23 protein-coding genes and 1 tRNA gene are annotated in these 23,907 nt (G+C 72.1%); 13 read left to right on the forward strand and 11 right to left on the reverse strand.

All coding sequences use genetic code 11. The features are described 5' to 3' along the window. The first annotated feature begins 52 nt into the window (after positions 1-52). Together AB0J53_RS20325 and AB0J53_RS20330 are read left to right on the forward strand one after the other, a co-directional pair. Entirely contained in the window at positions 53-970 is a 918-nt protein-coding gene (locus AB0J53_RS20325) for a carbohydrate kinase family protein (RefSeq protein ID WP_219513710.1), read from the forward strand. Between the two features lie 10 nt (positions 971-980). Then, entirely contained in the window at positions 981-2,210 is a 1,230-nt protein-coding gene (locus tag AB0J53_RS20330; RefSeq protein ID WP_364174303.1) for an aminotransferase class III-fold pyridoxal phosphate-dependent enzyme, read from the forward strand. On the opposite strand, the gene AB0J53_RS20335 is transcribed toward AB0J53_RS20330, so the two are convergent. Next, complete coding sequence (locus tag AB0J53_RS20335; protein WP_364174305.1) at positions 2,187-3,419, reverse strand: alkyl sulfatase dimerization domain-containing protein; 1,233 nt, start codon at positions 3,417-3,419, stop codon at positions 2,187-2,189. The two genes, AB0J53_RS20330 and AB0J53_RS20335, sit on opposite strands and share 24 nt — an antisense overlap. A 159-nt stretch (positions 3,420-3,578) precedes the next feature. Between AB0J53_RS20335 and ngcE the strand changes: the two genes are divergently transcribed. From ngcE to AB0J53_RS20360, 5 genes are all read left to right on the forward strand, one after another. After that, positions 3,579-5,027: an N-acetylglucosamine/diacetylchitobiose ABC transporter substrate-binding protein gene (gene ngcE, locus AB0J53_RS20340; protein ID WP_364174308.1), complete on the forward strand. Its 1,449-nt coding sequence runs from the start codon at positions 3,579-3,581 to the stop codon at positions 5,025-5,027. Positions 5,028-5,031: 4 nt separating this feature from the next. Then, complete coding sequence (locus AB0J53_RS20345; protein ID WP_219513690.1) at positions 5,032-5,946, forward strand: sugar ABC transporter permease; 915 nt, start codon at positions 5,032-5,034, stop codon at positions 5,944-5,946. Next, positions 5,946-6,806 (forward strand): carbohydrate ABC transporter permease, encoded by an 861-nt coding sequence (locus tag AB0J53_RS20350; RefSeq protein ID WP_364174312.1) that lies wholly within the window; start codon positions 5,946-5,948, stop codon positions 6,804-6,806. Before AB0J53_RS20345 ends, AB0J53_RS20350 begins: the two co-directional genes overlap by 1 nt. A gap of 9 nt (positions 6,807-6,815) precedes the next feature. Then, a complete protein-coding gene (locus AB0J53_RS20355; RefSeq protein WP_219513680.1) occupies positions 6,816-7,091 on the forward strand; it encodes a 4a-hydroxytetrahydrobiopterin dehydratase in 276 nt (91 codons plus the stop codon). A 73-nt stretch (positions 7,092-7,164) separates the two neighbouring features. After that, entirely contained in the window at positions 7,165-7,698 is a 534-nt protein-coding gene (locus AB0J53_RS20360) for a superoxide dismutase (protein ID WP_364174315.1), read from the forward strand. Here AB0J53_RS20360 and AB0J53_RS20365 read toward each other — a convergent pair. The 3 genes from AB0J53_RS20365 to AB0J53_RS20375 all read right to left on the reverse strand — a co-directional run bounded on the left by AB0J53_RS20365 (position 7,691) and on the right by AB0J53_RS20375 (position 10,601). Beyond that, positions 7,691-8,158 (reverse strand): hypothetical protein, encoded by a 468-nt coding sequence (locus AB0J53_RS20365; protein ID WP_364174318.1) that lies wholly within the window; start codon positions 8,156-8,158, stop codon positions 7,691-7,693. The two genes, AB0J53_RS20360 and AB0J53_RS20365, sit on opposite strands and share 8 nt — an antisense overlap. A gap of 66 nt (positions 8,159-8,224) precedes the next feature. After that, positions 8,225-9,190, reverse strand: a complete 966-nt coding sequence (locus AB0J53_RS20370; RefSeq protein WP_219513668.1) for a pirin family protein — start codon at positions 9,188-9,190, stop codon at positions 8,225-8,227. A gap of 55 nt (positions 9,191-9,245) precedes the next feature. Further along, complete coding sequence (locus AB0J53_RS20375; RefSeq protein ID WP_364174321.1) at positions 9,246-10,601, reverse strand: serine hydrolase; 1,356 nt, start codon at positions 10,599-10,601, stop codon at positions 9,246-9,248. Positions 10,602-10,758: 157 nt separating this feature from the next. Between AB0J53_RS20375 and AB0J53_RS20380 the strand changes: the two genes are divergently transcribed. Together AB0J53_RS20380 and AB0J53_RS20385 are read left to right on the forward strand one after the other, a co-directional pair. Further along, the gene (locus AB0J53_RS20380; RefSeq protein ID WP_364174324.1) at positions 10,759-12,471 is read left to right on the forward strand and encodes a histidine kinase; all 1,713 of its coding nucleotides are present in this window, start codon (positions 10,759-10,761) and stop codon (positions 12,469-12,471) included. After that, positions 12,464-13,132, forward strand: a complete 669-nt coding sequence (locus AB0J53_RS20385; RefSeq protein WP_364174327.1) for a response regulator transcription factor — start codon at positions 12,464-12,466, stop codon at positions 13,130-13,132. Before AB0J53_RS20380 ends, AB0J53_RS20385 begins: the two co-directional genes overlap by 8 nt. Here the strand turns inward: AB0J53_RS20385 and AB0J53_RS20390 are convergent. Then, a complete protein-coding gene (locus tag AB0J53_RS20390; protein ID WP_364174330.1) occupies positions 13,129-13,977 on the reverse strand; it encodes a fused MFS/spermidine synthase in 849 nt (282 codons plus the stop codon). The two genes, AB0J53_RS20385 and AB0J53_RS20390, sit on opposite strands and share 4 nt — an antisense overlap. Positions 13,978-14,002: 25 nt before the next feature. Here AB0J53_RS20390 and AB0J53_RS20395 point away from each other — a divergent pair, with 25 nt between their 5' ends. The 4 genes from AB0J53_RS20395 (at position 14,003) to lat (ending at position 18,147) form a co-directional block, all read left to right on the forward strand. Beyond that, a complete protein-coding gene (locus AB0J53_RS20395; protein WP_364174332.1) occupies positions 14,003-15,535 on the forward strand; it encodes a penicillin-binding transpeptidase domain-containing protein in 1,533 nt (510 codons plus the stop codon). 20 nt (positions 15,536-15,555) lie between these two features. Next, positions 15,556-16,200 carry a hemolysin III family protein gene (locus AB0J53_RS20400; protein ID WP_219513640.1) on the forward strand — a complete coding sequence of 215 codons (645 nt, stop codon included), beginning with the start codon at positions 15,556-15,558 and terminating at the stop codon, positions 16,198-16,200. A gap of 51 nt (positions 16,201-16,251) precedes the next feature. Continuing rightward, complete coding sequence (locus AB0J53_RS20405) at positions 16,252-16,794, forward strand: HdeD family acid-resistance protein (protein WP_219513632.1); 543 nt, start codon at positions 16,252-16,254, stop codon at positions 16,792-16,794. A gap of 66 nt (positions 16,795-16,860) precedes the next feature. Continuing rightward, positions 16,861-18,147, forward strand: a complete 1,287-nt coding sequence (lat, locus tag AB0J53_RS20410) for an L-lysine 6-transaminase (protein WP_364174337.1) — start codon at positions 16,861-16,863, stop codon at positions 18,145-18,147. Here the strand turns inward: lat and AB0J53_RS20415 are convergent. The 6 genes from AB0J53_RS20415 to AB0J53_RS20440 all read right to left on the reverse strand — a co-directional run bounded on the left by AB0J53_RS20415 (position 18,133) and on the right by AB0J53_RS20440 (position 23,839). Further along, a complete protein-coding gene (locus AB0J53_RS20415; RefSeq protein ID WP_049556178.1) occupies positions 18,133-18,354 on the reverse strand; it encodes a LuxR C-terminal-related transcriptional regulator in 222 nt (73 codons plus the stop codon). The two genes, lat and AB0J53_RS20415, sit on opposite strands and share 15 nt — an antisense overlap. A 158-nt stretch (positions 18,355-18,512) precedes the next feature. Next, positions 18,513-18,585 (reverse strand) — tRNA-His (locus AB0J53_RS20420). 67 nt (positions 18,586-18,652) lie between these two features. Continuing rightward, positions 18,653-19,246, reverse strand: coding sequence for an oligoribonuclease (gene orn / locus AB0J53_RS20425; RefSeq protein ID WP_219513622.1), 594 nt, complete (start codon positions 19,244-19,246; stop codon positions 18,653-18,655). Positions 19,247-19,317: 71 nt separating this feature from the next. Then, positions 19,318-20,424 carry a DUF2510 domain-containing protein gene (locus AB0J53_RS20430; protein WP_364174341.1) on the reverse strand — a complete coding sequence of 369 codons (1,107 nt, stop codon included), beginning with the start codon at positions 20,422-20,424 and terminating at the stop codon, positions 19,318-19,320. 61 nt (positions 20,425-20,485) lie between these two features. Continuing rightward, on the reverse strand, positions 20,486-22,132 hold the full coding sequence (locus tag AB0J53_RS20435; RefSeq protein ID WP_364174344.1) for a hypothetical protein: 1,647 nt from the start codon (positions 22,130-22,132) through the stop codon (positions 20,486-20,488). A 24-nt stretch (positions 22,133-22,156) separates the two neighbouring features. Continuing rightward, complete coding sequence (locus tag AB0J53_RS20440) at positions 22,157-23,839, reverse strand: serine/threonine-protein kinase (protein ID WP_364174347.1); 1,683 nt, start codon at positions 23,837-23,839, stop codon at positions 22,157-22,159. Positions 23,840-23,907 lie beyond the last annotated feature (68 nt).

The following is a 23,907-nucleotide window of genomic DNA, read 5'->3' on the forward strand; positions in this document are numbered from 1 at the left end:
GTCCCGTCCCCAGCATATTGACTTTTTATTCGGACGTCTGTCTATTTAGTCCATGACCGTCGTCACGGTCGGCGTGCACATCGTCGACATCCTCGCCAGGCCCGTCGAGCGCATCCCCGACGGGCAGGACACCGTCCTGGTCGACCAGATCAGGCTAACCGCCGCGGGCGCCGCCGCCGGGACCGCCGTCGACCTGGTCAAGCTGGGCCACGAGGTCGTCTCGATGGGCGCCGTCGGCGACGACGAGCTCGGCGACTTCCTGATCGCCACCATGACCAGGCGCGGCGTGGACGTCACCCGGCTGGCGCGCCGGCCCGGCGAGCAGACGGCCGCCTCCATCCTGCCGATCAGGCCCGACGGCGGCCGGCCCAGCTTCCACGTGCCCGGCGCCAACCTCGGCCTCACGCCCGCCGACCTCGACACCGAGGCGCTGCGCGCCGCCCGCGCGATCCATCTCGGCGGCGTGGACGTGACGTTCGGCCTGGGCGACCCGGCGTTCTTCGCGCTGCTCGACGAGGTGCGCGCCGGCGGCACGATCGTCACGATGGACCCGCTGTCGGAGATGGCCGACCTGCTCGGCCCGGCGCGGGCCTTCCTGCCGCACGTCGACTACGTGCTGCCCAACGACGCCCAGGCGCTGCTCATGACCGGCGAGCGCGACGTGCGGGCCGCCGCCGCCGCGCTGCTGGCCGACGGGCCGCGCGGCGTCCTGGTGACGCTGGGGGCGGGCGGCAGCCTCGTCGTCACCGCCGAGGCCGACGAGCTCGTCCCGGCGCTCGACACGCCGGTGGCCGACACCACGGGCTGCGGCGACGCGTACTGCGCGGGCTTCATCACCGGCCTGCTGCACGGGCGGGACGTGCGCACGGCGGCCCGCTGGGGCACCGCGGCGGCGGGCCGCGTGGCCACCGGGCTCGGCTCCGACGCCGGCCTGAAGGACCTCGACTCGACCCTGGCCCTCCTCACCTGAAGGAAGCTCCATGACTGACGCCGAACTCCGGCAGCGGGCGCTGAAGGTCGTCCCCGGAGGCATGTACGGGCACCTCAACGCGGCCATCTTCGCCCCGGGCTACCCGCAGTTCTTCGAGCGCGGCGAGGGCTGCCGGCAGTGGGACGCGGACGGGCGCGAGTACATCGACTTCATGTGCAGCTGGGGCCCCGTCGTGCTGGGCCACCGGCACCCGCGCGTGGAGGAGGCCGCGGCGAGGCAGCTCGCCCGCGGCGACTGCCTCAACGGGCCGGGGCCGATCATGGTGGAGCTGGCGGAGCTGCTGGTCGACACCGTGCCGAGCGCCGACTGGGCGATGTTCTCCAAGAACGGCACCGACGCCACCACCCAGGCGCTCATGGTCGCCAGGGCCGCCACCGGGCGCGCCAAGGTGCTCATGGCGCACGGCGCCTACCACGGCGCCGACCCGTGGTGCACGCCCTCCACCGCGGGCACGACCCCGAACGAGCGGGCCGACCTCGTCGAGTTCGCCTACAACTCGCTGGAGTCGCTGGAGGCCGCCGCGGCCACCGTCGAGGGCGACGTGGCGGCGATCATCGTGACGCCGTTCAAGCACGACTCGTTCGAGGACCAGGAGCTGGTGGAGCCCGCGTTCGCGCGCGGCGCGCGGGCGCTGGCCGACCGGCTCGGGGCGGCGCTGGTGATCGACGACGTGCGGGCCGGGTTCCGGATCGACCTGCGCGGGTCGTGGGAGCCGTACGGGGTGAGGCCCGACCTGACGGCCTGGTCGAAGGCGATGGCCAACGGCTACCCGATCGCCGCCGTGACCGGGACCGACGCGCTGCGCGGCGCGGCGCAGTCGCTGTACTCGACGGGGTCGTTCTGGTTCTCGGCGGTGGCCATGGCGGCGGCCAAGGCCACGATCGAGACGCTGCGCGACACCTCCGGCATCGCCCACATGGAACGGACCGGGACCCTGCTGCGCGAGGGCCTGTACGCGCAGGCCACGGCGCACGGGTTCGCCGTGAGGCAGACCGGGCCGGTGACGATCCCGTGGCTGAGCTTCGACGGCGACGCCGACCTGTCCACGGCCCTGTACTGGAGCGACGCCTGCCTGCGCCACGGGGTCTACGTGCACCCGTGGCACAACTGGTTCATGTCGGCCGCCCACACCGACGAGGACGTGGCCCGCGCCCTGGAGGGCACCGACCTGGCCTTCGCCGAGACCCGCGCGCACCTAGAGGCGGCCGCGCGACTCTGAGGCGGCCCACTCGAACACGCCCCTGGCCATCAGCGACGCCTCCCGCGCGGCTCTGGCGGCGAAGACCTCGGCGCGCACCCGGTGCACGCCCGTGTCGTCCGGAGCGGCCTGCGCGGCCATCTCGGCCAGATGGCCCGCCAGGCGGTCGTCGCCGTCCGAGAGGGCCTTCAGAGCCGCGTCCGCGAGCACCTGGGGGCCGCCGGACAGCTTCGCCACCGCCTTGGCCAGGACGGCGTCCGGGGCGGGCTTGAGCCGGGCCGGGTTGCCGTCGTACCAGCCGCCGTAGAGCCGCCACAGGTTGCGCACCACGAACTCGGGCTCGTCGTAGCGGGCCCGCAGGTACGGCCGGTCGGCCAGGTGGGCGGGCGGCCGTACGGCGTGGACGATGTCGTCGAGCCGGACGCCCGCGTTGAGCAGGTCGAGCGTCTGGGCGACCAGCGACTCCAGCCACTCGGCGGTCTCCAGCAGCGCCTGCCGGACGCGGTCGCGGCCGAAGACCGGCGCGCCGTGGCCGGGCAGCATGATCTCGGCGTCCAGGGCGGCCATCCGGCGCAGCGCTTGCGCCCACTCGCGCGGGTAGCGCTGCGCCTTCTGCGGGTTGCCGCAGTTGGGCGTCACCCAGACGAACAGGTCGCCGGGCAGCAGCAGCCGGTGTTCGGGCACGTAGGCGACGGTGGCGTCGTCGGTCTCGCCCTTGGCGTGGAACAGCTCGAAGGTGAGCCCGCCGAGCCGCACGGTGAGGGCGTCACGGTAGGTGACGTCGGGGTGGCGGTAGGCGGTGGGCCAGCGCAGGTTGCTTGCCTGGAACTGCCGCTGATTGATGACCGCATTGTAACCATTAGTGAGCAAATATCGTTGGAATCGGTCCAGCACCGCCTCGTGGGCGTACACCGTCGCCCTGGGGCCCGACTCCTCGAAAGGCCCGGTTCCGAAGACGTGGTCGATGTGCCCGTGGGAGTAGAACACCGCGGACAGCGGCGCCCGGCTCCACGCCCGGACGTCCTCGTGCAGCCTGCCCGCAGAGAACGGGCTGCCGGTGTCGAACAGCGCCAGCGAGCCCTCGGTCTCGAAGGCGGTCACGTTGCCGAAGCCGGACCACCACCCCAGGCCATCGCCTATATTGACGACACCCCGGCCACCCTGTCCCATGTCCACGATGCTGTCGTCGGCGTCGCCGCGCCAGACCCTGTCCGCGTACTCCTCGATCATGCGGACCACTCTGCTTCTAGAATCCGGTTCTAGGCAAGGGATCACGGCAAGGTCACGTCTCGATTGCACCCTCTTGACGCGTATCCAGGTGCGTTCGTACGTTCGGGCGCACGTTTAGGAAACTTTCCTAATTCGGTCCCTTCTCTTCAGGAGCCCCCCATGACCCACCCGGGAGAGATCACGCGGCGCCAGCTTCTGCGCCGGATCGGCCTCACCGCGTTCGTCGCAGGTCCCGGCGCGGGACTGCTGAGCGCTTGCGCGACGGCCGGCGGGGGCGGTACCCCGTCTTCTGCGGCCCCCGCCACGACGCTGGCGGCCTCGGCCGACCCGAAGAACCCCTTCGGCGTCGACCCGAACAAGCCGCTCGAGGTAACGATCTTCAGCGGCGGCTACACCGACGCCTACGCCAAGGAGATCCACGAGCCGCTGTACAAGAAGGCGTTCCCCGGTGCCACGATCAAGCACAACGCCACCCAGCAGATCGGCATCCAGCTCCGCCCGCGCTTCGTCAGCGGCGACGCGCCGGACGTGATCAACAACTCCGGCCCCGAGTCGATGGACCTCGTGGCGCTCGCCGGCCAGGGCCACCTGGCCGACCTCACGGTGCTGTTCGACGCGCCCTCCTACGACGACCCGAGCAAGAAGGTCCGCGACACGGTCACCCCGGCCGTGATCACCAACGCCAAGATCGACGGCAAGGACCTGGTGCTCAACTACACCGTGTCCCACCGGGCCCTGTGGTACAACGCCCGGCTCTTCGAGCAGAAGGGCTGGACCGTGCCGAAGACCTGGGCCGAGTTCACCGCCCTGGGCGAGCAGGCGAAGAAGGAGGGCATCGTCCTGTTCGCCTACCCCGGACAGGTCGGCCCGTACTACCAGACGTGGAACATGCTCTACACGGCCGCCAAGATCGGCGGCAACCAGGTCATCATCGACATCGACAACCTCGTCGACAACGCCTGGCTCGCCGACCCGGTCAAGAAGGCCGTCGCCGCCTGGGTCGACATCCAGGCGAAGTACGGCGACAAGGCGTACTTCGGCCTCGACCACACGCAGACGCAGGTCAAGCAGCTCCAGAACAAGGTGCTGTTCTACCCGACCGGCTCGTGGATCGAGAACGAGATGGTCAAGGACATCCCGGACGACTTCGAGTACGCCATCGCCCCCATCCCCGACGTGACCCCCAGCGACGTCATGCCGTACGGCGCCATCCAGGTCGGCGTGGGCGAGAACTTCGTCGTCGGCGCCAAGGGCAAGAACCCCCAGGGCGGCCTCGAGTACCTGCGCCTCATGCTGTCGAAGGAAGGCGCCAAGGGCTTCACCCAGAAGACCCAGAACCTCACCGTCGTCAACGGCGCCGCCGAGGGCGTCGACCTGCCCGCCGCGCTCCGGAGCGCCGCCAAGGCCCAGGACGCCGCCGGTCAGAACATCATCACCGACGCCCGGTTCGAAGGCTGGTACAAGGAGCTCTTCGACTACGCCACCGAGCAGATGAACGTGGTCATGGCCGGGCGCAGCACCCCCGAGGAGTTCTGCGTCAACGTGCAGAAGAAGGCCGACGAGATCAAGAAGGATTCGAAGGTCTCCAAGCAGACGCGGAGCGAATAGTTCGATGGAGCGGCTGCGCAAGTACGGATTCATCGCCGGGTTCCTGATCGTCCCCGTCGTCCTCTACTCGGTCTTCGTGATCAGCCCGTACATCCAGGCATTCCAGATCTCGCTGACCGACTGGGACGGGTACGCGGCGAGCCCGGCCTACGTGGGACTGGAGAACTTCGCCAAGCTCTTTGACGACGACGCGTTCTGGCAGGCGTTGCGCAACCACGGGATCCTGCTGCTGGTGCTGCCGCTCGCGACCATCGTCATCGCGCTGTTCTTCTCCTTCCTCATCAACCTGGGCGGAGGGTCGCACGGCGCGGGGATGCGCGGCATCTGGGGGTCGAAGTTCTACCGCGTCGTGTTCTTCTTCCCCCAGGTGCTGGCCGTGGCCGTGGTCGGCGTGCTCTTCAGGGCCATCTACCGGCCCGACGAGTACGGCGTCGTCAACGGGGTGCTGATCAAGCTGGGCTTCGACCCGGTGGGCTGGCTCGTCGAGCCGAGCATCGCCCTGTGGGCGGTCATCGCGGTGATGGTCTGGCAGGCCGTCGGCTTCTACGTGGTGCTGTTCTCGGCGGGCATGGCGGCCATCCCGAAGGACTACTTCGAGGCGGCCGCCCTCGACGGGGCCGGCCGGTTCCGGCTGTTCTTCTCCATCACGCTGCCCCTGCTGCGCGACACCGTCCAGGTCGGCTGGGTCTACCTGGGCATCGCCGCGTTCGACGGCTTCGCCCTGATCCAGGTGCTCACCGGTGACAAGGGCGAGCCCGACGGCACCACGCACGTGCTGCCCGTGCAGATCTGGAAGACCGCCTTCAACTACAGCGAGTACGGATACGCCTCCGCGATGGGCGTGGCGCTGTTCTTCCTCACGGTCACGTTCGCGGTGCTGACGCTGCGCACCACCCGGCGCGAAAGGATCGAGTTCTGATGGCCACGCGTCGTCGCCGCCTGTCGAGGCCCCGGCCGAGCCTGCTCAGCGGGCTGTCCCACGTCGCGCTGGTCATCTGGGCGCTGCTGATCATCCTGCCGCTGCTGTGGACGTTCCTGGCCTCGTTCAAGAACAACGCCGAGATCTTCGGCGACGCGCTGCAGCTCCCGGGCGCGCTGCGGTGGGAGGCGTGGGGGCGGGCCTGGGACAAGGCCCACGTCGGGCGCTACCTGCTGAACACGGTGATCGTGGTCTTCTTCAGCACGCTGGGCACGATGGTGTTCGGGTCGATGGCCGCCTACGTGCTGGCGCGCTACCGGTTCCCCGGCAACCGGCTGATCTACTACTTCTTCGTGGCGGGCATGGCGTTCCCGGTGTTCCTGGCGCTCGGGCCGCTGTTCTTCGTCGTGCAGCAGGTCGGCCTGCTCTACACGCACACGGGCCTGGTGCTGGTCTACATCGCCTACTCGCTGCCGTTCACGGTCTTCTTCCTGGCCGCCTTCTTCCGGGGGCTGCCGGAGTCGGTGGCCGAGGCGGCCAGGATCGACGGGGCCTCCCATACGCGGACGTTCTTCCAGATCATGGTGCCGATGGCCAAGCCCGGCCTGATCAGCATCACCATCTTCAACGTGCTCGGCCAGTGGAACCAGTATCTGCTGCCGCTCGTGCTCGTCGCCCGCGACGAGGAGGACTGGGTCATCACCCAGGGCATCGCCAGCATCTCCACGCTGGCGGGCGCCGACGCCGACTGGCCGAGCCTGTTCGCCGCGCTCAGCATGACGATCCTGCCGGTGCTCGTCGTGTACGTCATCTTCCAGCGCCAGATCCAGTCGGGGCTCGGCGCGGGGGCGCTGAAGTAACGTGGCCTCATGGACGTCGAGCAGAAGCTGCGCGAGCTGCCCCGGTGGCGGCGCGAGGGTGACGAGATCAGGCGCACGGTCAGCGCTCCCGACTTCCCCACGGCCATCCGGATCGTCGACGAGATCGCGGTCCGGGCCGAGGAGCTCAACCACCATCCCGACATCGACATCCGCTGGCGCGACCTGCACCTCGCGCTGACCACCCACGATCAGGGCGGCCTCACCGAGCTCGACTTCACCCTGGCCGCCCTGATCGACGACATCGCCGCGAAACACGGTGCGTAGCCGAGCGGCTACTGGTTAGAGTGGTGCCCTCGCCGAGCCCGGACCGTACGGGCTCCCGGACCGGGGGATCTCCATGCGCGTGCCCGCACTCCTGCTCGTCCTGCTCGCGGCCGGTTGCGCGGGCTCCCCGCCGCAGCTCGCGCACGCCCCCGACCCCGGCGACGTGCGCCTGACCGGCGGCGGCGAGCTCACCGACGGCGACACCGCCGCCATCGCCTACGACCGCAAGCTCGTCCCGGCCGGCGCGCAGGCCAGCGTCACCGCCGAGTCCACCGGCGGGCAGACGCTCACCTCCCTCGTCGTCGAGGGGCTGCTGCCGACCCGCCCCTACGGCGCCCACCTGCACACCAAGCCCTGCGGCAAGACCGGCGAGGACGCCGGCCCGCACTACCAGCACGAGCCCGGCCAGGCCAGCGTGCGCAACGAGGTGTGGCTCGACTTCACCACCGACAGCTCGGGGGCAGGCCGCGCCACGGCGCGCAACGCCTGGTCGCTCGACTCCGGCAGGCTGCCCGGCTCCCTGGTGATCCACACCCGCCACACCACGTCCTCGGGCCCCGACGCGGGCGCGGCGGGCGACCGGCTGGCCTGCGTGACGCTCAAGTGAGCGCGTGACGGCGCCTGATCACGACCGTGACCACGGCGATGAGCGCCACGCCGAGCGGGAGTGCGCCCAGCACCAGCGCCTGACGCCACACGCCGCGCGCCCCGGTCGGCAGCACCCGGTCACCGGCCGGCGTCAGCGCGGCGGGGAAGACCTCGCCCGCCTCGGCGTCCGGCACGGTGGCGACGACGATCGGCGCCTTCGACCGGTCGTCGAACACGAAGGACGCCCGGCAGTCGTAGCGCCCCTGGCCCAGGGCCTGGCAGGACACGACCGTCGCGGTGCCGGGCGTCCCGGCGTGGCCGAGCGCCACCTTCAGCTCCGGCAGGGCGACCAGGACGACGGTGGCCGCCAGCCAGATCAGCAGGGCTCCCGGGATCAGCAGCCCCAGCAGCCGCCCGGCGACCGCCGGGGCGGTGGTGGGTTCCGTGGTGAATTCCGTGGTGAGTTCCGTACGTGACACGCCGCCCACCCTGCCGCCGGGCGCTTGGAAGTCACCTGCATACCGCTGACCTCGTCGCGGCCCCGGTCAGGAGTGGCCGGCGGGGATGGTGCCGAGCCGGCCCGCCTGGAAGTCCTCGAAGGCCTGGACGAGCTCGGCGCGGGTGTTCATGACGAACGGGCCGTAGTGGGCCACCGGCTCGCCGATCGGCGCGCCGCCCAGCACGATCACCTCCAGCGTGTCCTTGGCGGTCAGCGTGATGCTCTCGCCGTCGGTGGTCAGGCCGGGCCGGTTGCCGAAGCCGTTGAACACCGCGAGCTGGCCGCCGTGCAGGGGCCGCCGGTCGGCGCCCGCCGTGCCGCGCCCCGACAGGGCGTAGGCCAGCGCGTTGAAGTCCTTGCGCCACGGCAGCGTGAGCCGGCCGCCGGGGCTGATCGTGGCGTGCAGCAGCGTGATCGGCGTCTGCGTGCTGCCGGGCCCGGAGTGACCGGCCAGGTCGCCGGCGATCAGGCGCACCAGCGCGCTGCCGTCGTGGCTGCTGAGCAGCACCACGGACGAGCGCCCGATGTCCTGATATTTCGGCGCGGTCATCTTCTTGGCGCCGGGCAGGTTGACCCACAGCTGGATGCCGTGGAACAGCCCGCCCTGCTGCACCAGCCACTCCGGCGGCGCCTCCTTGTGCAGGATGCCGGCCCCGGCGGTCATCCACTGGGTGTCGCCGTTGGTGATCGAGCCGCCGCCTCCGTTGGAGTCGAGGTGGTCCATCACCCCGTCGATCATGTACGTGACCGTCTCGAAGCCCCGGTGCGGATGCCAGGGGGTGCCCTTGGGCTCCCCGGCCGCGTAGTCGACCTCGCCCATCTGGTCCATCATCACGAACGGGTCCAGGTAGGCGGGCTTGATCGCGGCCAGCGCCCGGCGCACCGGGAAGCCCTCGCCCTCGAAGCCGCTGGGCGCCGTCTCGACGGCCAGCACCTTGCGCTGCGGCGTCCCGGCCACCGGCTCGGGCAGGCGGGGGAGGGTGAGGAGGTTGTCGACGGTCACGGCGGGCATCTCGGGCTCCTTACGGCCGGGGATCGTGCTCCGGTCAACCCAGTTTAGTTTTCAACTATTCCACCATGAGCCCGAACGCCCCCCGCGCCAGCGCCAGGAGCTCCTGGCCCGTCCGGTCGTCGTCGAACGGCGCGCCCGGGTTCACCGCCATGAGCGTCACGACGTACGTCCTGCCGTCCCTGGTGGTGGCGCTGAAGCTCATGTCGAGCAGCCCCGGCTCCGAGCCGCCCTTGTACCAGGCCGCCCGCCACCGGTCCGCCGGCAGCCCGAGCCCGGCGTCGTTCGCCGACATGATCTCGCCGATCCGGCCGTCGTCCAGCTTCGCCAGCCCCGCGTGGGCGCGGCAGACGTCCATCGGCGAGGCGAACCACTCGATCGTGTCCAGCTCGCGCGGCCGCGGCCACCCGGCGATCTCCCGCAGCGGCACCTTCGCCACCACGTCCGCCAGGAACGCGCGCCTGCCCCGGGTGTCCTCGGCCAGATAGCGCTCGGCCAGCTCCGGATAGCGGGCGCCCTTGAGCGCGAACAGCTCCCTGGTGGTCAGCAGCGGCTCGTTGCGCCGCTCGTGCCCCTTCGTCCAGGCGCGCATCGTCCGCTCGACCGCCCGCCGGCCCGCCCGGTGCACGAGCAGGTCCGTGGCGGTGTTGTCGCTGATCGAGATCATCAGCTTGGCGGCCTCCAGGACCGTCACCTTGCTGCCGTCGGGCAGGTCCTGCAACCGGCCGGTCGGCAGGCTCTTCAGCTCCGGCGTGATCGTCAGCTTCGTGTCCCAGCGGTAGGCGCCCTTCTTGATCTGCGCGGCGACCGTGCCGAGCACGAACAGCTTGACCATCGACCCCAGCGGCCGGCGCACGCCCGCCGCGGCGCCCCGCACCGGGCGGCAGGACCGGCCGGTGACCTCGGCCGCGACGAACCCGGTGCGCGGCGCGACCGCGCGCAGCCGCCGCTCCAGCTCGCCCCAGCTCGCCGGCGTGGGCCGCGGCTCGGGCGGCTCGGCCAGCAGCAGCCCGCTGATCAGCCCGGCGCCGTTCACGCCGAGCGTCAGCAGGTAGCGCCTGCCGCCCAGGTCCACGGCGGCCACGAGCGCGCCCGCGTGCTGGACGTGCACCGAACGCACCTGGATGCCCTTGTAGGCGGCCAGCGCCTCGTTGATCCGCTCGGCGGGGACCGCGGCGAGGAACCCGGGGGCGAAGCGCGCCTCCAGCTCGGCCTGCCCGATCGGCGTCCGCGTGGCGGCGTCCAGCACCCAGCGCAGCGCGTCGCCCAGCGGCGTGTCCGGGATCTCGGCGCCCGCGACCCGGACGGTATCGGTGGAGGAGACAGGCGTGGCCTGGGCGGGGACGGTCAGGGCGGGGACGGCCAGGGCGACGGCGCAGGCGACGGCAGCCAGGCTTCGTGTCCGGTGGTTCATGAGGAAGATCCCTTCCGCTCGACGGATCTCCAGCAAAGCCCGGACCGGCCCGCCCGGCCCACCGTGCGGGCCACCGTCCCGGCGGTGCGGACGGCCGTACGAAGTGTGCGGTCAACCGGATGGACGCCGTCCGGAAGGCTTGTGACGATGGTCGGATATGCGTACCAACCTGGCGGCGGTCCTGGCGGCCGCGACCGCGGCCGTGACGCTGGTGGCGGCCACCGTCGCGACGGGCGGGCCCCTCGCCTCGCAGGCGGCGTTCGTCGCCGTCGGCCTGATCCTCCCGGCGCTCGGCCTGCTGCTGGCCGTCCGGCGGCCCGACGTGCCCTACGGCAGGCTGCTGCTGGCCGCCGCCGTCTGCTTCGGCGTCGGCCTGTCCGGGGTCGCCCTGGCGGACGTCGCGCCGGGGCTCGCCCGGGCGGCCCTCGCCGCGATGGCCGTCTTCTACGGGCTGAGCTGGGTGTACGTGCCGCTGCTGTTCCCGGAGGGCCGGCTGCCGTCGCGGCGCTGGCGGCCCGTCGCCTGGCTCGCCGGGGTCGCGATCGCCCTGCACGCCGCCGGCAACCTGACGGTGTCGTTCCTGCCCGGCCGGCCCGTCGACGTGCACGGCCCCGTCCAGTGGGCCGGCGTCTTCGCCTCCGCGGCCGGGCAGTTCACGGTCTGGGTCCTCGGCCACGTGGTCCTCGCCGGGCTCGTGCTCCGCTGGTGGCGCAGCCGCCCGCCCGAGCGGGCCCAGTACGGCTGGATGGCCGCCGGCGCCGCCGCCAACCAGATCGGGATCGTGCTCGGCTACCTGTTCCTCAGCGGCGGCCAGGCTCCGGCGGTCGGCCTGGTCGGCATGCTGGCCGTGCTCGGCGCGCTGCCCGGCGCGATCGTCGTCGCGGTCGCCCGCCACCACCTGCTCGACATCCGCATCGGCCTGCGCGGCTCGCGCCTGCTCCTGGTGTTCGACGTACGGCCGACCGTGGGGGAGGTGCTGTCCGGCCTCGCCCCCGACCTGGAGGACAGCCCGGAACCCGTGGAGCAGCTCGGCAGGCTGGCCGAGGCCGTACGGACCGGCCTGGAGACGCGCTGGGCGGCCGTCACGCTCGCCGACGGCAGGCGGGTGGTGTCCGGGGCCGAGGACGGTCCCGCGGCCCTCACGCTGCCCGTACGGGGCGGCCAGGGGCGGCTCGAATGCGGCCCCCGCGTCTCCGGCCGCCTGACCCGCGAGGACCGGCGCTTCCTGGAAGCGCTCGCCGTGCCCGCCGGGCTCGCCATCCAGAGCGCCGGGCTGGCCACCCGCCTGGTCAACGCCCAGGAGGCCGAGCGGCGGCGCATCGAGCGCAACATCCACGACGGCGTCCAGCAGCAGCTCGTCGCCCTCATCGCCGGGATCGAGCTGGCCCGAGCCACCGGGGCCGGCGCCGCGACCCTCGCCGGCCTGCGCGAACAGGCCCGCCAGACCCTCGCCGACCTGCGCGAGCTGGCCGCCGGCATCCACCCGTCGGCGCTGAGCCAGGGCGGCCTCGTCGAGGCCGTCGAGGAGCGCTGCGCCCGGCTGCCCGTGCCCGTCCACGTCCACGCCGGGCGCGACCTGCGGGCCGAGCGCTTCCCCGACGAGGTCGAGGGCGCGATGTACTTCACGGTGAGCGAGGCCGTGGCCAACGCGCTCAAGCACGCCGCGGCGGCCAGGATAGAAGTGCGGCTGTCCAGGGACGACGGACGGCTCGGCGTGACCGTGGGCGACGACGGCGCCGGCTTCGAGGCCCGGCCCGGCGTGCTCGGCACGCTGACCGACCGGCTCACCGCGCTGGGCGGCGGGCTGCGGGTCGACAGCGAGCGGGGAAAGGGGACACGGGTGCACGCCTGGGTGCCGGTCGATGGGTGAGCCGATCAGGGCCGTCCTGGCCGACGACCACTACCTGGTGCGCGAGGGCACCCGGCGGCTGCTGGAGACCTCCAGCGAGGTCACCGTCGCCGCCGCCGTCGGCGACGCCGACCAGCTCCTCGACGCCGTCCGCAGGCTCCGGCCCGACGTGGTGGTCACCGACATCCGGATGCCCGGAGGGCGGTGGCGGCAGGGCTTCGAGGGCATCGACGCCGCCCACCGCGTGCGCGCCGCCCACCCGGGCGTCGGCATCGTCGTGCTGTCGCAGTACTCCGACGCGCTGTTCGCCCTGGAGCTGTTCAAGCACGGCACCGAGGGGCTGGCCTACCTGCTGAAGGACCGCGTCGGCGACCTCGACGAGCTGCTGGGCGCGATCAGGGCGGTCGCCTCCGGCGGCTCCGTCATCGACCCGAAGGTGGTCGAGGGCCTGATGGCCAGGCACGACGTGCGCGGCGAGCCGGAGTCGCTCACCCCGCGCGAGCGCGACGTGCTGCGCGAGATGGCCCACGGCAGGTCCAACGGCGCCATCGCCAGGGCGCTGCACCTGTCGGTGTCGTCGGTGGAGAAGAACGTCAACGCCATCTTCACCAAGCTCGGCCTGGAGAACAGCGGCGACGTGCACCGCAGGGTCGCCGCCGTCCTGGCCTACCTGCGCCCCTAGCCGAACACCGCGGGAGGCGGCACCGGTGCGAGCACCGCGTCGCCGTCCCTGATGGGCACGGCCCCGGCGATGAAGTTGACCAGCGCCTCGCCGTGCACGCACCGCGCCTGCGTGAGGCCGCCCGCCGCGCGTCGGGTGAGCAGCTCGACCGGCAGCTCCGTCCGGGAGGCGGCGACGATGAGGTTGCCGAACCGGCGTCCCCGCATCACCCCCGGCTCGGCCAGCAGCGCCACGTGCCGGAACGCGCCCGTCACCGTGGCCAGCAGCCGCCTGGCGAACGCCAGGCCCTTGCCGTCGGCCAGGTTGACCAGCAGCGTGCCCGAAGGCCGCAGCACCCGGGCGATGTCGCCCAGGTATTCCTCGGTGGCCAGCTCCACGGGCATCGTCGCGCCGCTGAAGGCGTCCAGGACCAGCAGGTCGGCCGTGGCGTCCCACACCTTCGCGGTGCCCTCGCGCCCACCGGCCACGATGACCTTCAGCCGGGGCACCGAGCGCAGCGCGAGCTGCTCGCGCACCAGGTCGACGAGCAGCCCGTCGGGCTCGATCACGATGTGCCGCGACCCCGGCCGGGTCGCCGTGACGTAACGGGGGATCGTGCACGCCCCGCCGCCCACGTGGACGCAGCTCAGCTCCCCTTCCGGAAGCAGGTCGATGACGTCCGCCATGAGGCGTACGTACTCGAATTCCAGGAATGTGGGGTCTTGTAGGTCGACATACGACTGCGGTACGCCATCCTTGGACAGCATCCAGCCGTCCTGCCTGTCCAGATCCCGGAGCAGTTCGACCTCGCCGAACGTCACCGAATACTGGCCGGGGGCCGGTTCCCGCTGCTGTCCACGTGCCACGCTGATCCCTCCCTGGGAGAACCGTATGCGACGCAGAAGGCTGATTGTGCTCCTCGGGGCGGTTCTCGCGGTGATGGCCGCGGTGGCCTTCGCCGTCGCCGCCGCCGGCGGGGTCCGGGGCAGCGCCGCCGCCACCGCGAAGGCGTACTTCGACGCCTGGCGGGCGGGCGACGTCGGGGCGATGAGCCGGCTGGTCGACCAGCCGCCGGGCGACTTCCGGGAGCGGCACCGGGCGATGGACGCCGAGCTCGGCGTCACCGGCCTGGAGTTACGTCCCGCGCCGGTGAAGAGCACCGGCGAGGAGAGCGCGGAGGCGCCGTTCAGCGGGGTGCGGACGCTGGACGAGCTGGGCGAGTGGCCGTTCGACGGGGTGCTGCGGCTGGCCGTGCGCGACGGGGAGTGGAAGGTGCTGTGGGCCCCGGAGACGCTGCACCCGGTGCTCAAGGGCGGCGCCACGGTGGAGCTGACCGACTTCGAGGGTCCGGCGGTCGAGCTGGTCACCCGGGAGGGCGATCCGATCCCGCGCGACAGTCACGTGGAGTCGTACCTGGCCAGGCTGCGGCCCGAGTTCGGGGACGTGAACCTGGGGCTGGCGCTGGTGGCCAAGGAGCCGGGCGGGGCCGAGCGGCGGCTGCTGACCGCCGAGCCGAAGCCGAACGTCGTGCGCCTCACGCTGTCGCGCCCCGTCCAGGCCGCCGCCGCGCGGGCGCTGGACGGCGTGGAGAACTCCTCGATCGTCGTGCTGCGTCCCGGCACCGGGGAGGTGCTGGCGGTGGCCGACCGGCTCAAGGACAACTTCAGCGCCTTCCACGACATGTTCCCGCCCGGCTCCACGTTCAAGACGATCGTGGCCGCCGCGCTGCTGAAGTCCGGGCTCCAGCCGGGCTCCCCGGTGCCGTGCCCGGCCAGGTACGCGATCCCCGGCCACCGGGGCTTCGGCAACGACGGGGAGAGGGACCGGGGCGTGGTCTCCTTCGCCGACGCGCTCGCGTACTCCTGCAACACCACGTTCGTCCAGCAGGGCACGACCCGGCTCGACGCCGAGGAGCTGCGGGAGACGGCGCTGGAGTGGGGGTTCGGGCGCAGCATGCCGACGGGCGCGCAGGGCGCGTGCGGCTCGATCGAGGACCCGCAGACGCCCGATGACGCAGGGGCGAACATCATCGGCCAGGGCAAGGTGCTGGCCACGCCGCTGTGCATGGCGGCGATCGCCGCCGCCGTGCAGGACGGCACGCTGCGCTCGCCCCGGCTGCTCGCCGAGAAGGAGGTGCGCCGGATCGACGGCCCGCCGCATCCGCCGGCGCCGATGGACTCGACGGTCGTGGCGGGGCTGCGGCAGATGATGCGGGCCGTCGTGGACCACGGCACGGCCAGTGGCGCGGGGCTGCCGCCGGGGGTGGCGGGCAAGACGGGGACGGCCGAGGTGCAGGGTCAGCGGCCGCACGCCTGGTTCATGGGATTCACCGACGACCTGGCGTTCTGCGTGTTCGTCAGGCACGGCGGATCGGGCGGCTCGGCGGCGGTGCCGATCGCGGTCCGCTTTCTCAACGGTCTCTAACCTACGGTACCGTAGGTTTCATGACGACGATCACCGTAAAGCCCCGGTTGCGCGGTTGGTTGCACGCGGGGGCGCTGCCCGTGACCCTGCTGGGCGGGTTCGCGCTCGTGGCGCTCGGCCCCACGCTCCAGGCCCGTCTCGCCGCCGCCGTCTACGCGATCACCTCGGGGCTGCTCTTCGGCATCTCGGCCACCTACCACCGCAGCACGCTCGGCCCCCGGCTGGCGGAGGTGCTGCGGCGCTGCGACCACGCGAACATCTACCTGATCATCGCGGGCACCTACACGCCGTTCGCGCTGCTGGCGCTCGACGGGGCCGCCCGGGTGGCGGTGCTCGGCGTGATCTGGGGCGGGGCGCTGGCCGGGGTGCTGTTCAGGGTGCTGTGGATGGGCGCGCCGCGCTGGCTCTACACCGTGCTCTACCTGGCGCTCGGCTGGACCGCGATCTTCGTGATGCCGCAGCTCCTGGAGGGCGCGGGGGTGGTCGCCGTGGTGCTCGTCGCCGTCGGCGGCGTCTTCTACAGCGCCGGCGCCGTCGTGTACGGGCTGCGCCGCCCCGACCCGTCGCCGCGCTGGTTCGGCTACCACGAGGTCTTCCACGCCTTCACGCTGGCCGCCTACCTGGTGCAGTACATCGCGGTGTCGATCGTGGTCTATTCACAGTGATTTGACCGCATGCGGGGCTATCCGGGAGTCGATCCTGGACAGCAGAGCGGAATGGAACGACTCGCAAGCACCTGGTGGCTGGTGCTCATCCGCGGCATCGCGGCGATCCTCTTCGGCATCCTCGCGCTGATCTGGCCGGGCATCACACTGCTGGTGCTGGTGGTCTTCTTCGGCGCGTACGCGATCGTCGACGGGATCTTCTCGATCTTCTCCGGGTTCCGGCACGGGGCGCGGTCGCGGGCGTGGCCGATCTTCATCGGCGTCGTCAGCGTCCTGGCCGGCATCGTGGCCCTGGTGTGGCCCGGCATCACCTCGCTGGCACTGCTGTACGTGGTCGCGTTCTGGGCGATCTTCCACGGGATCGCCGAGATCGTGGACGGGATCCAGCTCCGCAAGGTGATCGACAACGAGTGGATGCTCATCGTGGGCGGCATCCTGTCGGTGATCTTCGGCGTCCTGCTGCTGATCTGGCCGGGGGCGGGCCTGCTCACGCTGGCCTGGCTGATCGGGATCTTCGCCATCCTGTACGGCATCGCGATGGTGGCCCTGGCGTTCCGAGTGAAGAACCTCGCGCCGAAGGCCCATCATCCGTAAATCTTACGTATATATCGGGATGAAGGCGGGAAATGTACAGCATGTCCGGCTCATTGTGGAGGAGACATGGACGTACACGCCCGCCTCGCCCGCCACCTGCTCGTCGACGGTTACCGGCTCGTCCTCGACCTGGAGCTCAGCCAGGGCTCCTGGCTGGTCGACGCCCGCGACGGCCGCCGCTACCTGGACTTCTACACGTTCTTCGCATCCGCGCCCCTGGGCGTGAACCCGCCCTTCGACCCGGACTTCACCCGCCTGCTCGGCCAGGTCGCCCGGAACAAACCCGCCAACCCCGACATGTACACCGAGCACCTGGCGGACTTCGTCGACACCTTCACCCGCGTGTTCGGCGACCCGGCCCTTCCCCACCTGTTCTTCGTCGAGGGCGGCGCGCTGGCCGTCGAGAACGCGCTGAAGACGGCCTTCGACTACAAGAGCCGCCGCAACGAGGCCGCCGGCCGCTCACCCGCGCTCGGCACCCGCGTCCTGCACCTCACCCAGGCCTTCCACGGCCGCAGCGGCTACACGCTGAGCCTGACCAACACCGACCCGGTCAAGACCGAGCGCTTCCCCGTCTTCGACTGGCCGCGCGTGGACGTGCCCGCCATCCACTTCGGCGACGTCGAGGCGGCCGAGGAACGCGCGCTCGCCCAGGCCCGCGCCGCCTTCGAACGCCACCCGCACGACATCGCCTGCTTCATCGCCGAGCCCATCCAGGGCGAGGGCGGCGACAACCACATGCGGGCCGAGTTCCTCCAGGCGATGCAGCGGCTCTGCCACGAGCACGACGCGCTGTTCGTGCTGGACGAGGTGCAGACCGGCGGCGGCACCACCGGCACCCCGTGGGCCTACCAGCAGCTCGGCCTGGAGCCCGACATCGTGGCCTTCGCCAAGAAGGTCCAGGTGGGCGGCATCATGGCGGGCCGCCGGGTGGACCAGGTCGAGGACAACGTGTTCAGGCGCAGCGGGCGGATCAACTCCACCTGGGGCGGCGGGCTGGTCGACATGGTCCGCAGCCGCGGCCTGATGGAGATCATCGAACGCGACCGGCTGATCCCGCGCGCCGCCACCCTCGGCTCGGTCATCCTCGAACGCCTCACCAAGCTGGAGGCCGAGCACCCGGAGACCGTCGCGAACGTGCGCGGCCGGGGCCTGATGGCCGCCTTCGACCTGCCCGGCACGGCGGCGCGCGACGCGATGGTCACCGCGCTGCGCGAGGACGCGGGCGTGCTGGTGCTGCCGTGCGGCACCCGCTCGGTGCGGCTGCGCCCGGCGCTGAACATCCCCGAGCAGGACCTGGAGCACGGGCTCGACGCCCTGGCCACCACCCTGGAGGGGTCACTCACGCGATAGCCACAGGCCGATCGCGGTGACGCGCGAGTCCACGCCCAGCTTGGCGTAGATGCGGTTGACGTGGTTCTTGACCGTCTTCTCGCTGAGGAAAAGCCGTTGCGCGATCTGGCCGTTGGACTCGCCCTTCGCGATCAGGTCCATGACCTCGGCCTCGCGCTTGCTCAATGACGTGAACACGCTCTCGAACGCTGCGTCGTCGACTCTCATCCGGCCTCCGGGGCGCGTAGACAGTCAGGTCGCCGAGGGCCCCCGAGCTTCCGGCGTTGGCGGTAGACAGCGAGCATAACTCGCAATGTCGTGATTTGGGGACGATGCCGGAAGAAAACGGCAACGGCCGGTCCTATCGGACCGGCCGTTCGCGTCAGGGTGAGTGAAGGGACTTGAACCCTCGACATCCAGGACCACAACCTGGCGCTCTGCCAACTGAGCTACACCCACCATCGTGCCGCCCGTGAGAACGGCACAGCAAAAGTGTAGCGGTGTTCGGGAGTCTTCACGCCACCCATTAACCGCTGACACGCTCGGCGAGCGTCCGGGCCGTCGCCGAATCGGGCCCGGGCTGCCCCACGAACACGGCCGCACGGTAGTAGCGCAGCTCGCGGATGCTCTCGGTGATGTCGGCGAGAGCCCGGTGACCGCCCTGCTTCTCGGGCGCGGCGAAGTAGACCCGCGGATACCACCGGCGGACCAGCTCCTTGATCGACGACACGTCGATCATCCGATAGTGCAGGTAGGCGTCCACCGCCGGCATGTCACGCGACAGGAACGTGCGGTCCGTGCCGATCGAGTTGCCGCACAGCGGCGCCTTCTTCGGCTCGGCGATGTGCCGCCGCAGGTAGTCGAGCACCATGGACTCCGCCTCGGCCAGCGTCACCCCGCCGGCCAGCTCCGGCAGCAGCCCGGACGCGGTGTGCATCTCCCTGACCACCTGCGACATCTGCTCCAGCGACTCCGGCGGCGGCTTGATGACCACGTCGACGCCCTCGTCCAGCTGGTTGAGCTCGCTGTCGGTGACGATGCACGCCACCTCCACGAGCGCGTCGCGCCCGAGATCGAGCCCGGTCATCTCGCAGTCGATCCAGACCAGCAAGTCACTCATTCGTTCTCCTCGCCGCAGCGGCCCGGAGTGACCCGCCCCGCTTGCCTACCCCACCAGCCTAGTGCCACCGGTCAGGCGGGCTTGATAGAGCTGAGCACGTCACCGACCACGTCGGTGCCCAGGTTGTCCGGGACCGAGATGTAGACCAGCGCCGGACGCTCGCCCTCGCCCCGGTCCATCAGCACGACCGCGCCGCTCTCCTTCTTCCACTTGAAGTTCTTCTGCTCCGACACCTTGGTGAAGTCGTACTCGAACTGCACCACCCAGGCGTCCCGGTCACCGATCTTCATGGCCTTGTCGGCGACGATCTTGCTCTCGTGGGGGAGGTCGTAGTAACGGGCGAAGTCCGCCATCACCAGCTTGGCCGTGGTGCCCAGGCTCGGCACCCCGGCGTACGGGAAGCGCTCGATCAGCTCACCCGCGTAGATGTTGCCCACCCAGTCGCTCTCGCCGTCGAATTTCTCGTGCGCGACCTTGCCCACGCCGCTCGTCCACGACTGGATGGCCGGGTTGGTGCCGTTGATCGAGCTCGCCTCCGGCACCGTCCACCCATCCGGCACCTCGTACGAGAGGCCCGCGATGGGGTCGGTCACCGTGCCGTCCTGCGGCTGCGGCAGCTGGGCCGGGGTCGTCGGCCGATCCGTGGGCTGGTCGGTCGGCGGGTCGGAGGGCCGCTCGCTCGGCGGGTCCTCCGTCTCCGGCAGTGACTGCGTCGGCGAGTCGGTCGGCGCCGCCACCGGCGAGGAGCTGTTGGCCAGGTAGATGCCCGCCACCGCGATCAGCGCCACCACCACCAGCGCCGCCAGGCCGCCGAGCACCCACGGCAGCGGGTTGCTCTGCTTGGGCGGCGGCCCGTAACCGGGACCGGGCAGCGGCGCGCCGCCCCACTGACCGGGCTGCTGCGGGGGCTGCTGGGCCTGCTGGCCCTGCTGGGGCGGTTGCTGCTGCTGCGGCGGGGCCTGCGCGAACTGCGGCTGCTGGCCGTAGGCGAGCGTGGGATTCGCCGGGGCCGACGACCAGTCAGGCTGGCTCTGAGGCTGCTGCGGGCGGCTCTGGGGCTGCTGCGATCCCTGCTCCAGGGGGTGGGTGGCGTCCGTCCACTGGTTGCCGTCCCACCACCGCAACTGAGGGGATCCGTACGGGTCGGGGTACCAGCCCGCGGGGGTCTGCTGGGTCATGCCCGTCAGAGTAGTAAGAACGGCTTTGAGATGCATTGTTGCGCCGTTCGGCACTTGGGCTTCAGCACTTGTACGTGAAAGTCGCCTTGCCGCTGCGCGCCGGGCCCGGCGACAGCACCCGCAGCGTCGACGTCGCCTTCACCGTGCTCTCACCCTGCAACTCCCAGCGCAGCGTCAGGTCGTACGACGTCCTGTCCGCCCGGGTGCGCAGGGTGCCGCGCTCGACCTTCTTCTCCAGGTTCTGGTGCCACTCGTACCGGATCTCGCCCACGCCGCCGTTCGTGGTGATCGTGCCCGTGACGGTCACCACGGTGTCGCAGCCCTGGGTCTTCTTCGGCACGCGCACCGCCACCTCCGACACGGCCAGCTCCGGGCCGCCGCCGCCGTTCAGCCGCAGCCAGGCGAACGCCGCGCCCGCCAGCACCGCCGCCAGCACGACCGCGGACAGCACTGTCCGCCGCCGTCGCGCCCTGCCCCGCCGGCCCGCGCCGCGCCGCCCGCCCGGCCCGTCACGGCCCTCGCGCCAGATCCGCTCCGCCGCCGTCTCCGCCGGCGCCCCGACCCCCGGCCCGAACCGCACCTCCCCGTCCCCCTGCCGCCCCGGGCGCGTGGCCACCTCAGCCCCCGGCCGCGTCCCGGCCCCGGCGCCCGCCAAGCCGTCCGGGGCCGCCATGCCGTCCGGGCCTGCGGGGGTACGGGTTTCGGGGACGTGCAGAAGGGTGACGATGTCGCCCTCGTCCCGATCCTCCGGCGCCGGGGCGGCGGGCTGCCGGTACGCCGGGGGCTGGGCGAACACCGAACGGCCGCGCGCCGCCCGGGCCAGGCCGTCCCGGCTGACCGTCCCCGGGGGCAGCTCGGCCAGCAGCAGGTCCCGGGCCGCCGCCAGCCCCCTGGTGACCGCCGTGCCCGCCGCCCGTTCGAACAGCGCCGCCACCTGGGGCGCCTCCCTGGTGCTCGAGGCCGCCAGCCCGCGTGCCAGCGACGCCCACCCGGCGGCGTCCCGTTCCGGAGCGGACACCTGGCCCCGGATGGCGTCGGCCAGGCCGCGCTCCGACAGCAGCGCCTCCCCCTCGGCCGTGATCACCACGGTCCCCGGATGCACGGAGCCGTGGGTCACCCCGGCGGCGTGCAGCCCGAGCAGCGTCCGCGCCGTCTCCACCAGCACCGACGCCGCCCCACCGGCTTCCACACCCCCCAACAGCGACACCCCACCCCCATCCCCGTACGGGTGCCCGCCGTGAGCGGCGGAGTCTCCGAAGGGGCGCCCGCCTTGTGGGGCCGCGTCGCCGTACGGGTGCCCGCCCCGCCCGGGGGCGTCGCCGTACGGGTGCCCGCCCCGCCCGGGGGCGCCGCCGTAGGGGTGCCCGCCCCGCCCGGGGGTGTCGCTGGACGGGGGGATGGTGAGGAGGGTGGAGAGGGTGGGGGTGACCGCCTGGGCGGTCAGGAGCCACACCTGGTCACCGGCCGCCACGACGTCCGCCACCGGGATGAGCCCCGTGAGGCCGCCGAGGACGAGGCGGCGGTCGGTGAGGACGGCGGACACGACGCGCTCCCGCACCCCGGGCTGTTCGATGACGCGCGCGTCGAACAGCAGCGCCCCCGCCCGCCGCCCGTCGGGTGAGATCGCGTCGATCCAGTTGCCCAGCTCGGTGATCCACGTGTGCTCGGTCAGCCGGAACCCGGCAATACCGTTTCTCGGACTGCTCATCGCCGTCGCCCCCCGCCGCGTCTTCTAGCGCTTCCTGCGGTGCCGTCCCGCCATGCGGCGTTTCACCGCAAGTGTGACGGGAAGCGCGCCTGTCGTCACGAGCCCGGCCGCGAGCAGTGCCGCGGGGGCCGCCGCTGCCGTGGAGGGCTCGGGGCCGGGGAGTCCGGGCGTGGTCTCGCCGTCGCCCGTGGGCTCGTCGTCCGGGGTGGGGCTCTGGGACGTCGGGGTTCGGGTGGGCGTGGGGCGGGGCGGCCGGGTGGTCGCCTGGGTGGCGGTGGGGGTGGGGGTCGGCTTGGGGAGCGGCCCGGCGGTGCCGTTGTGGGCGTGGGCCCTGCCGGTGAGCTGCGGGTCGGCGGTCTTCGTGGGCTTGGGGGAGCGGGTCTTGGTGGCCGTGGGGGCGGCGGTGGCCGGCTTGGCCGTCTTGGTGGGGGCGGCGGTCGTGGGGGCGGGGTCCGGCGGTGGCGCTGCGGTGGCGGTCGTCGGGGCGGTGGTGGGGGCGACGGGCGGGCCGGTGTCCGGAAGCTCGGTGGCGGGCGGCTCCGAGGCCGGCGGTTCGGAGGCGGGCGGTTCGGAGAACGGAGGCTCGGAGAACTGCGGCTCCGAGGTGGCGGGCTCGGCCGGGGCCGAGGGCGACGGGGTGACCTCGGTGCTCTGGGCGGTCAGGGTGCGGTCGCCGTCGAGGGTGTTGGTGAGGACGAGCGCGGCGGTGATCACCGCCCCGGTGCAGACCGCGCCGATCGCGATCTTGCCGGTGAGCTTGGTCATCACCTTGCCCGGCTTGCCGAACCGGGTCCGGGCGAGCGTGGTGTGCACCTCCACGGGCGCGTCGGGCGCGGACGGGAACAGCAGGAGCAGCAGCCCCGCCAGCGCCGACAGCCGCCGCCTGCCGCGTTCCTCCCAGTCGTCGCCGTACGCGCCCGCCGCGACGGCCTCCAGCTCGGCCAGGAACGCCTCGGCGGAGGCGGGACGCGCGTCCGCCCGCTTGGCCAGGCCGCGCTCGACCAGCTCGCGCAGCGCGGCCGGGACCTCCTCGACGGGCGGCGCGGCGGCCTGGTGCTGGTGGGCGAGGGCGGCGACGTTCGAGGCGCGGAACGGCCTTGCGCCGGTGAGGCATTCGAAGAACACCACCGTGGCGGCGTACACGTCGGTGGCGGGCGAGGCGGGCAGCCCGGACCACTGTTCGGGCGCCATGTAGGGCGGGGTGCCGGCGGCGCTCGCGCCCTCGCCGGCCATGACCGCGATGCCGAAGTCGACGAGCTTGGTGTCGCCGTCGCCCTGGACGATGACGTTCTCGGGCTTGTAGTCGCGGTGCACGACGCCGATGGCGTGCGCGGCGGCCAGTCCCTGGAGCGAACCCTTGAGCACGGTCAGCGCGGCCTCTGGCCCGGTCGGGCCCTCCGACCTGAGCAGCTGCCGCAGTGACACGCCGTCGACGAGCTCCATGACGATGGCCGCGCCCCGCCCGGTCTCGACGTAGTCGATCAGGCGGGCGTTGTGCGGGCTGCGCAGCGTGCCGAGCAGCCTGGCCTCGTGACGGAAGCGGGCGACGAAGCTCACGTCGGACCGCAGCTCGTCGGAGAGGTACTTGATGGCGACCTCGGCGTCGTCGCGGTCGCGTCTTGCCAGGACCACGCGGCCGGCGGCGCCGCTGCCGAGTTCGCGAACCTCGGTGTAGCCGGGGACCCCCCACTGCCCATCACCGTACATAACGGTTCTCCTCTGGAGTCTTCTGGGCCCCCACCCTTAACAGACGAGGCGTAGCTTAACGGCCCGGC

Source organism: Nonomuraea sp. NPDC049725, assembly GCF_040674795.1.
Lineage (GTDB): Bacteria > Actinomycetota > Actinomycetes > Streptosporangiales > Streptosporangiaceae > Nonomuraea > Nonomuraea ceibae.

Excerpts from the sequence above, each read along its gene's own strand:
- AB0J53_RS20325 (WP_219513710.1), top strand. The coding sequence starts at position 53 with ATGACCGTCGTCACGGTCGGCGTGCACATCGTCGACATCCTCGCCAGG.
- AB0J53_RS20330 (WP_364174303.1), top strand. The coding sequence starts at position 981 with ATGACTGACGCCGAACTCCGGCAGCGGGCGCTGAAGGTCGTCCCCGGA.
- AB0J53_RS20335 (WP_364174305.1), bottom strand. The coding sequence starts at position 3,419 with ATGATCGAGGAGTACGCGGACAGGGTCTGGCGCGGCGACGCCGACGAC.
- ngcE (WP_364174308.1), top strand. The coding sequence starts at position 3,579 with ATGACCCACCCGGGAGAGATCACGCGGCGCCAGCTTCTGCGCCGGATC.
- AB0J53_RS20345 (WP_219513690.1), top strand. The coding sequence starts at position 5,032 with ATGGAGCGGCTGCGCAAGTACGGATTCATCGCCGGGTTCCTGATCGTC.
- AB0J53_RS20350 (WP_364174312.1), top strand. The coding sequence starts at position 5,946 with ATGGCCACGCGTCGTCGCCGCCTGTCGAGGCCCCGGCCGAGCCTGCTC.
- AB0J53_RS20355 (WP_219513680.1), top strand. The coding sequence starts at position 6,816 with ATGGACGTCGAGCAGAAGCTGCGCGAGCTGCCCCGGTGGCGGCGCGAG.
- AB0J53_RS20360 (WP_364174315.1), top strand. The coding sequence starts at position 7,165 with ATGCGCGTGCCCGCACTCCTGCTCGTCCTGCTCGCGGCCGGTTGCGCG.
- AB0J53_RS20370 (WP_219513668.1), bottom strand. The coding sequence starts at position 9,190 with ATGCCCGCCGTGACCGTCGACAACCTCCTCACCCTCCCCCGCCTGCCC.
- AB0J53_RS20375 (WP_364174321.1), bottom strand. The coding sequence starts at position 10,601 with ATGAACCACCGGACACGAAGCCTGGCTGCCGTCGCCTGCGCCGTCGCC.
- AB0J53_RS20380 (WP_364174324.1), top strand. The coding sequence starts at position 10,759 with ATGCGTACCAACCTGGCGGCGGTCCTGGCGGCCGCGACCGCGGCCGTG.
- AB0J53_RS20385 (WP_364174327.1), top strand. The coding sequence starts at position 12,464 with ATGGGTGAGCCGATCAGGGCCGTCCTGGCCGACGACCACTACCTGGTG.
- AB0J53_RS20395 (WP_364174332.1), top strand. The coding sequence starts at position 14,003 with ATGCGACGCAGAAGGCTGATTGTGCTCCTCGGGGCGGTTCTCGCGGTG.
- AB0J53_RS20400 (WP_219513640.1), top strand. The coding sequence starts at position 15,556 with ATGACGACGATCACCGTAAAGCCCCGGTTGCGCGGTTGGTTGCACGCG.
- AB0J53_RS20405 (WP_219513632.1), top strand. The coding sequence starts at position 16,252 with ATGGAACGACTCGCAAGCACCTGGTGGCTGGTGCTCATCCGCGGCATC.
- lat (WP_364174337.1), top strand. The coding sequence starts at position 16,861 with ATGGACGTACACGCCCGCCTCGCCCGCCACCTGCTCGTCGACGGTTAC.
- AB0J53_RS20415 (WP_049556178.1), bottom strand. The coding sequence starts at position 18,354 with ATGAGAGTCGACGACGCAGCGTTCGAGAGCGTGTTCACGTCATTGAGC.
- orn (WP_219513622.1), bottom strand. The coding sequence starts at position 19,246 with ATGAGTGACTTGCTGGTCTGGATCGACTGCGAGATGACCGGGCTCGAT.
- AB0J53_RS20430 (WP_364174341.1), bottom strand. The coding sequence starts at position 20,424 with ATGACCCAGCAGACCCCCGCGGGCTGGTACCCCGACCCGTACGGATCC.
- AB0J53_RS20435 (WP_364174344.1), bottom strand. The coding sequence starts at position 22,132 with ATGAGCAGTCCGAGAAACGGTATTGCCGGGTTCCGGCTGACCGAGCAC.
- AB0J53_RS20440 (WP_364174347.1), bottom strand. The coding sequence starts at position 23,839 with ATGTACGGTGATGGGCAGTGGGGGGTCCCCGGCTACACCGAGGTTCGC.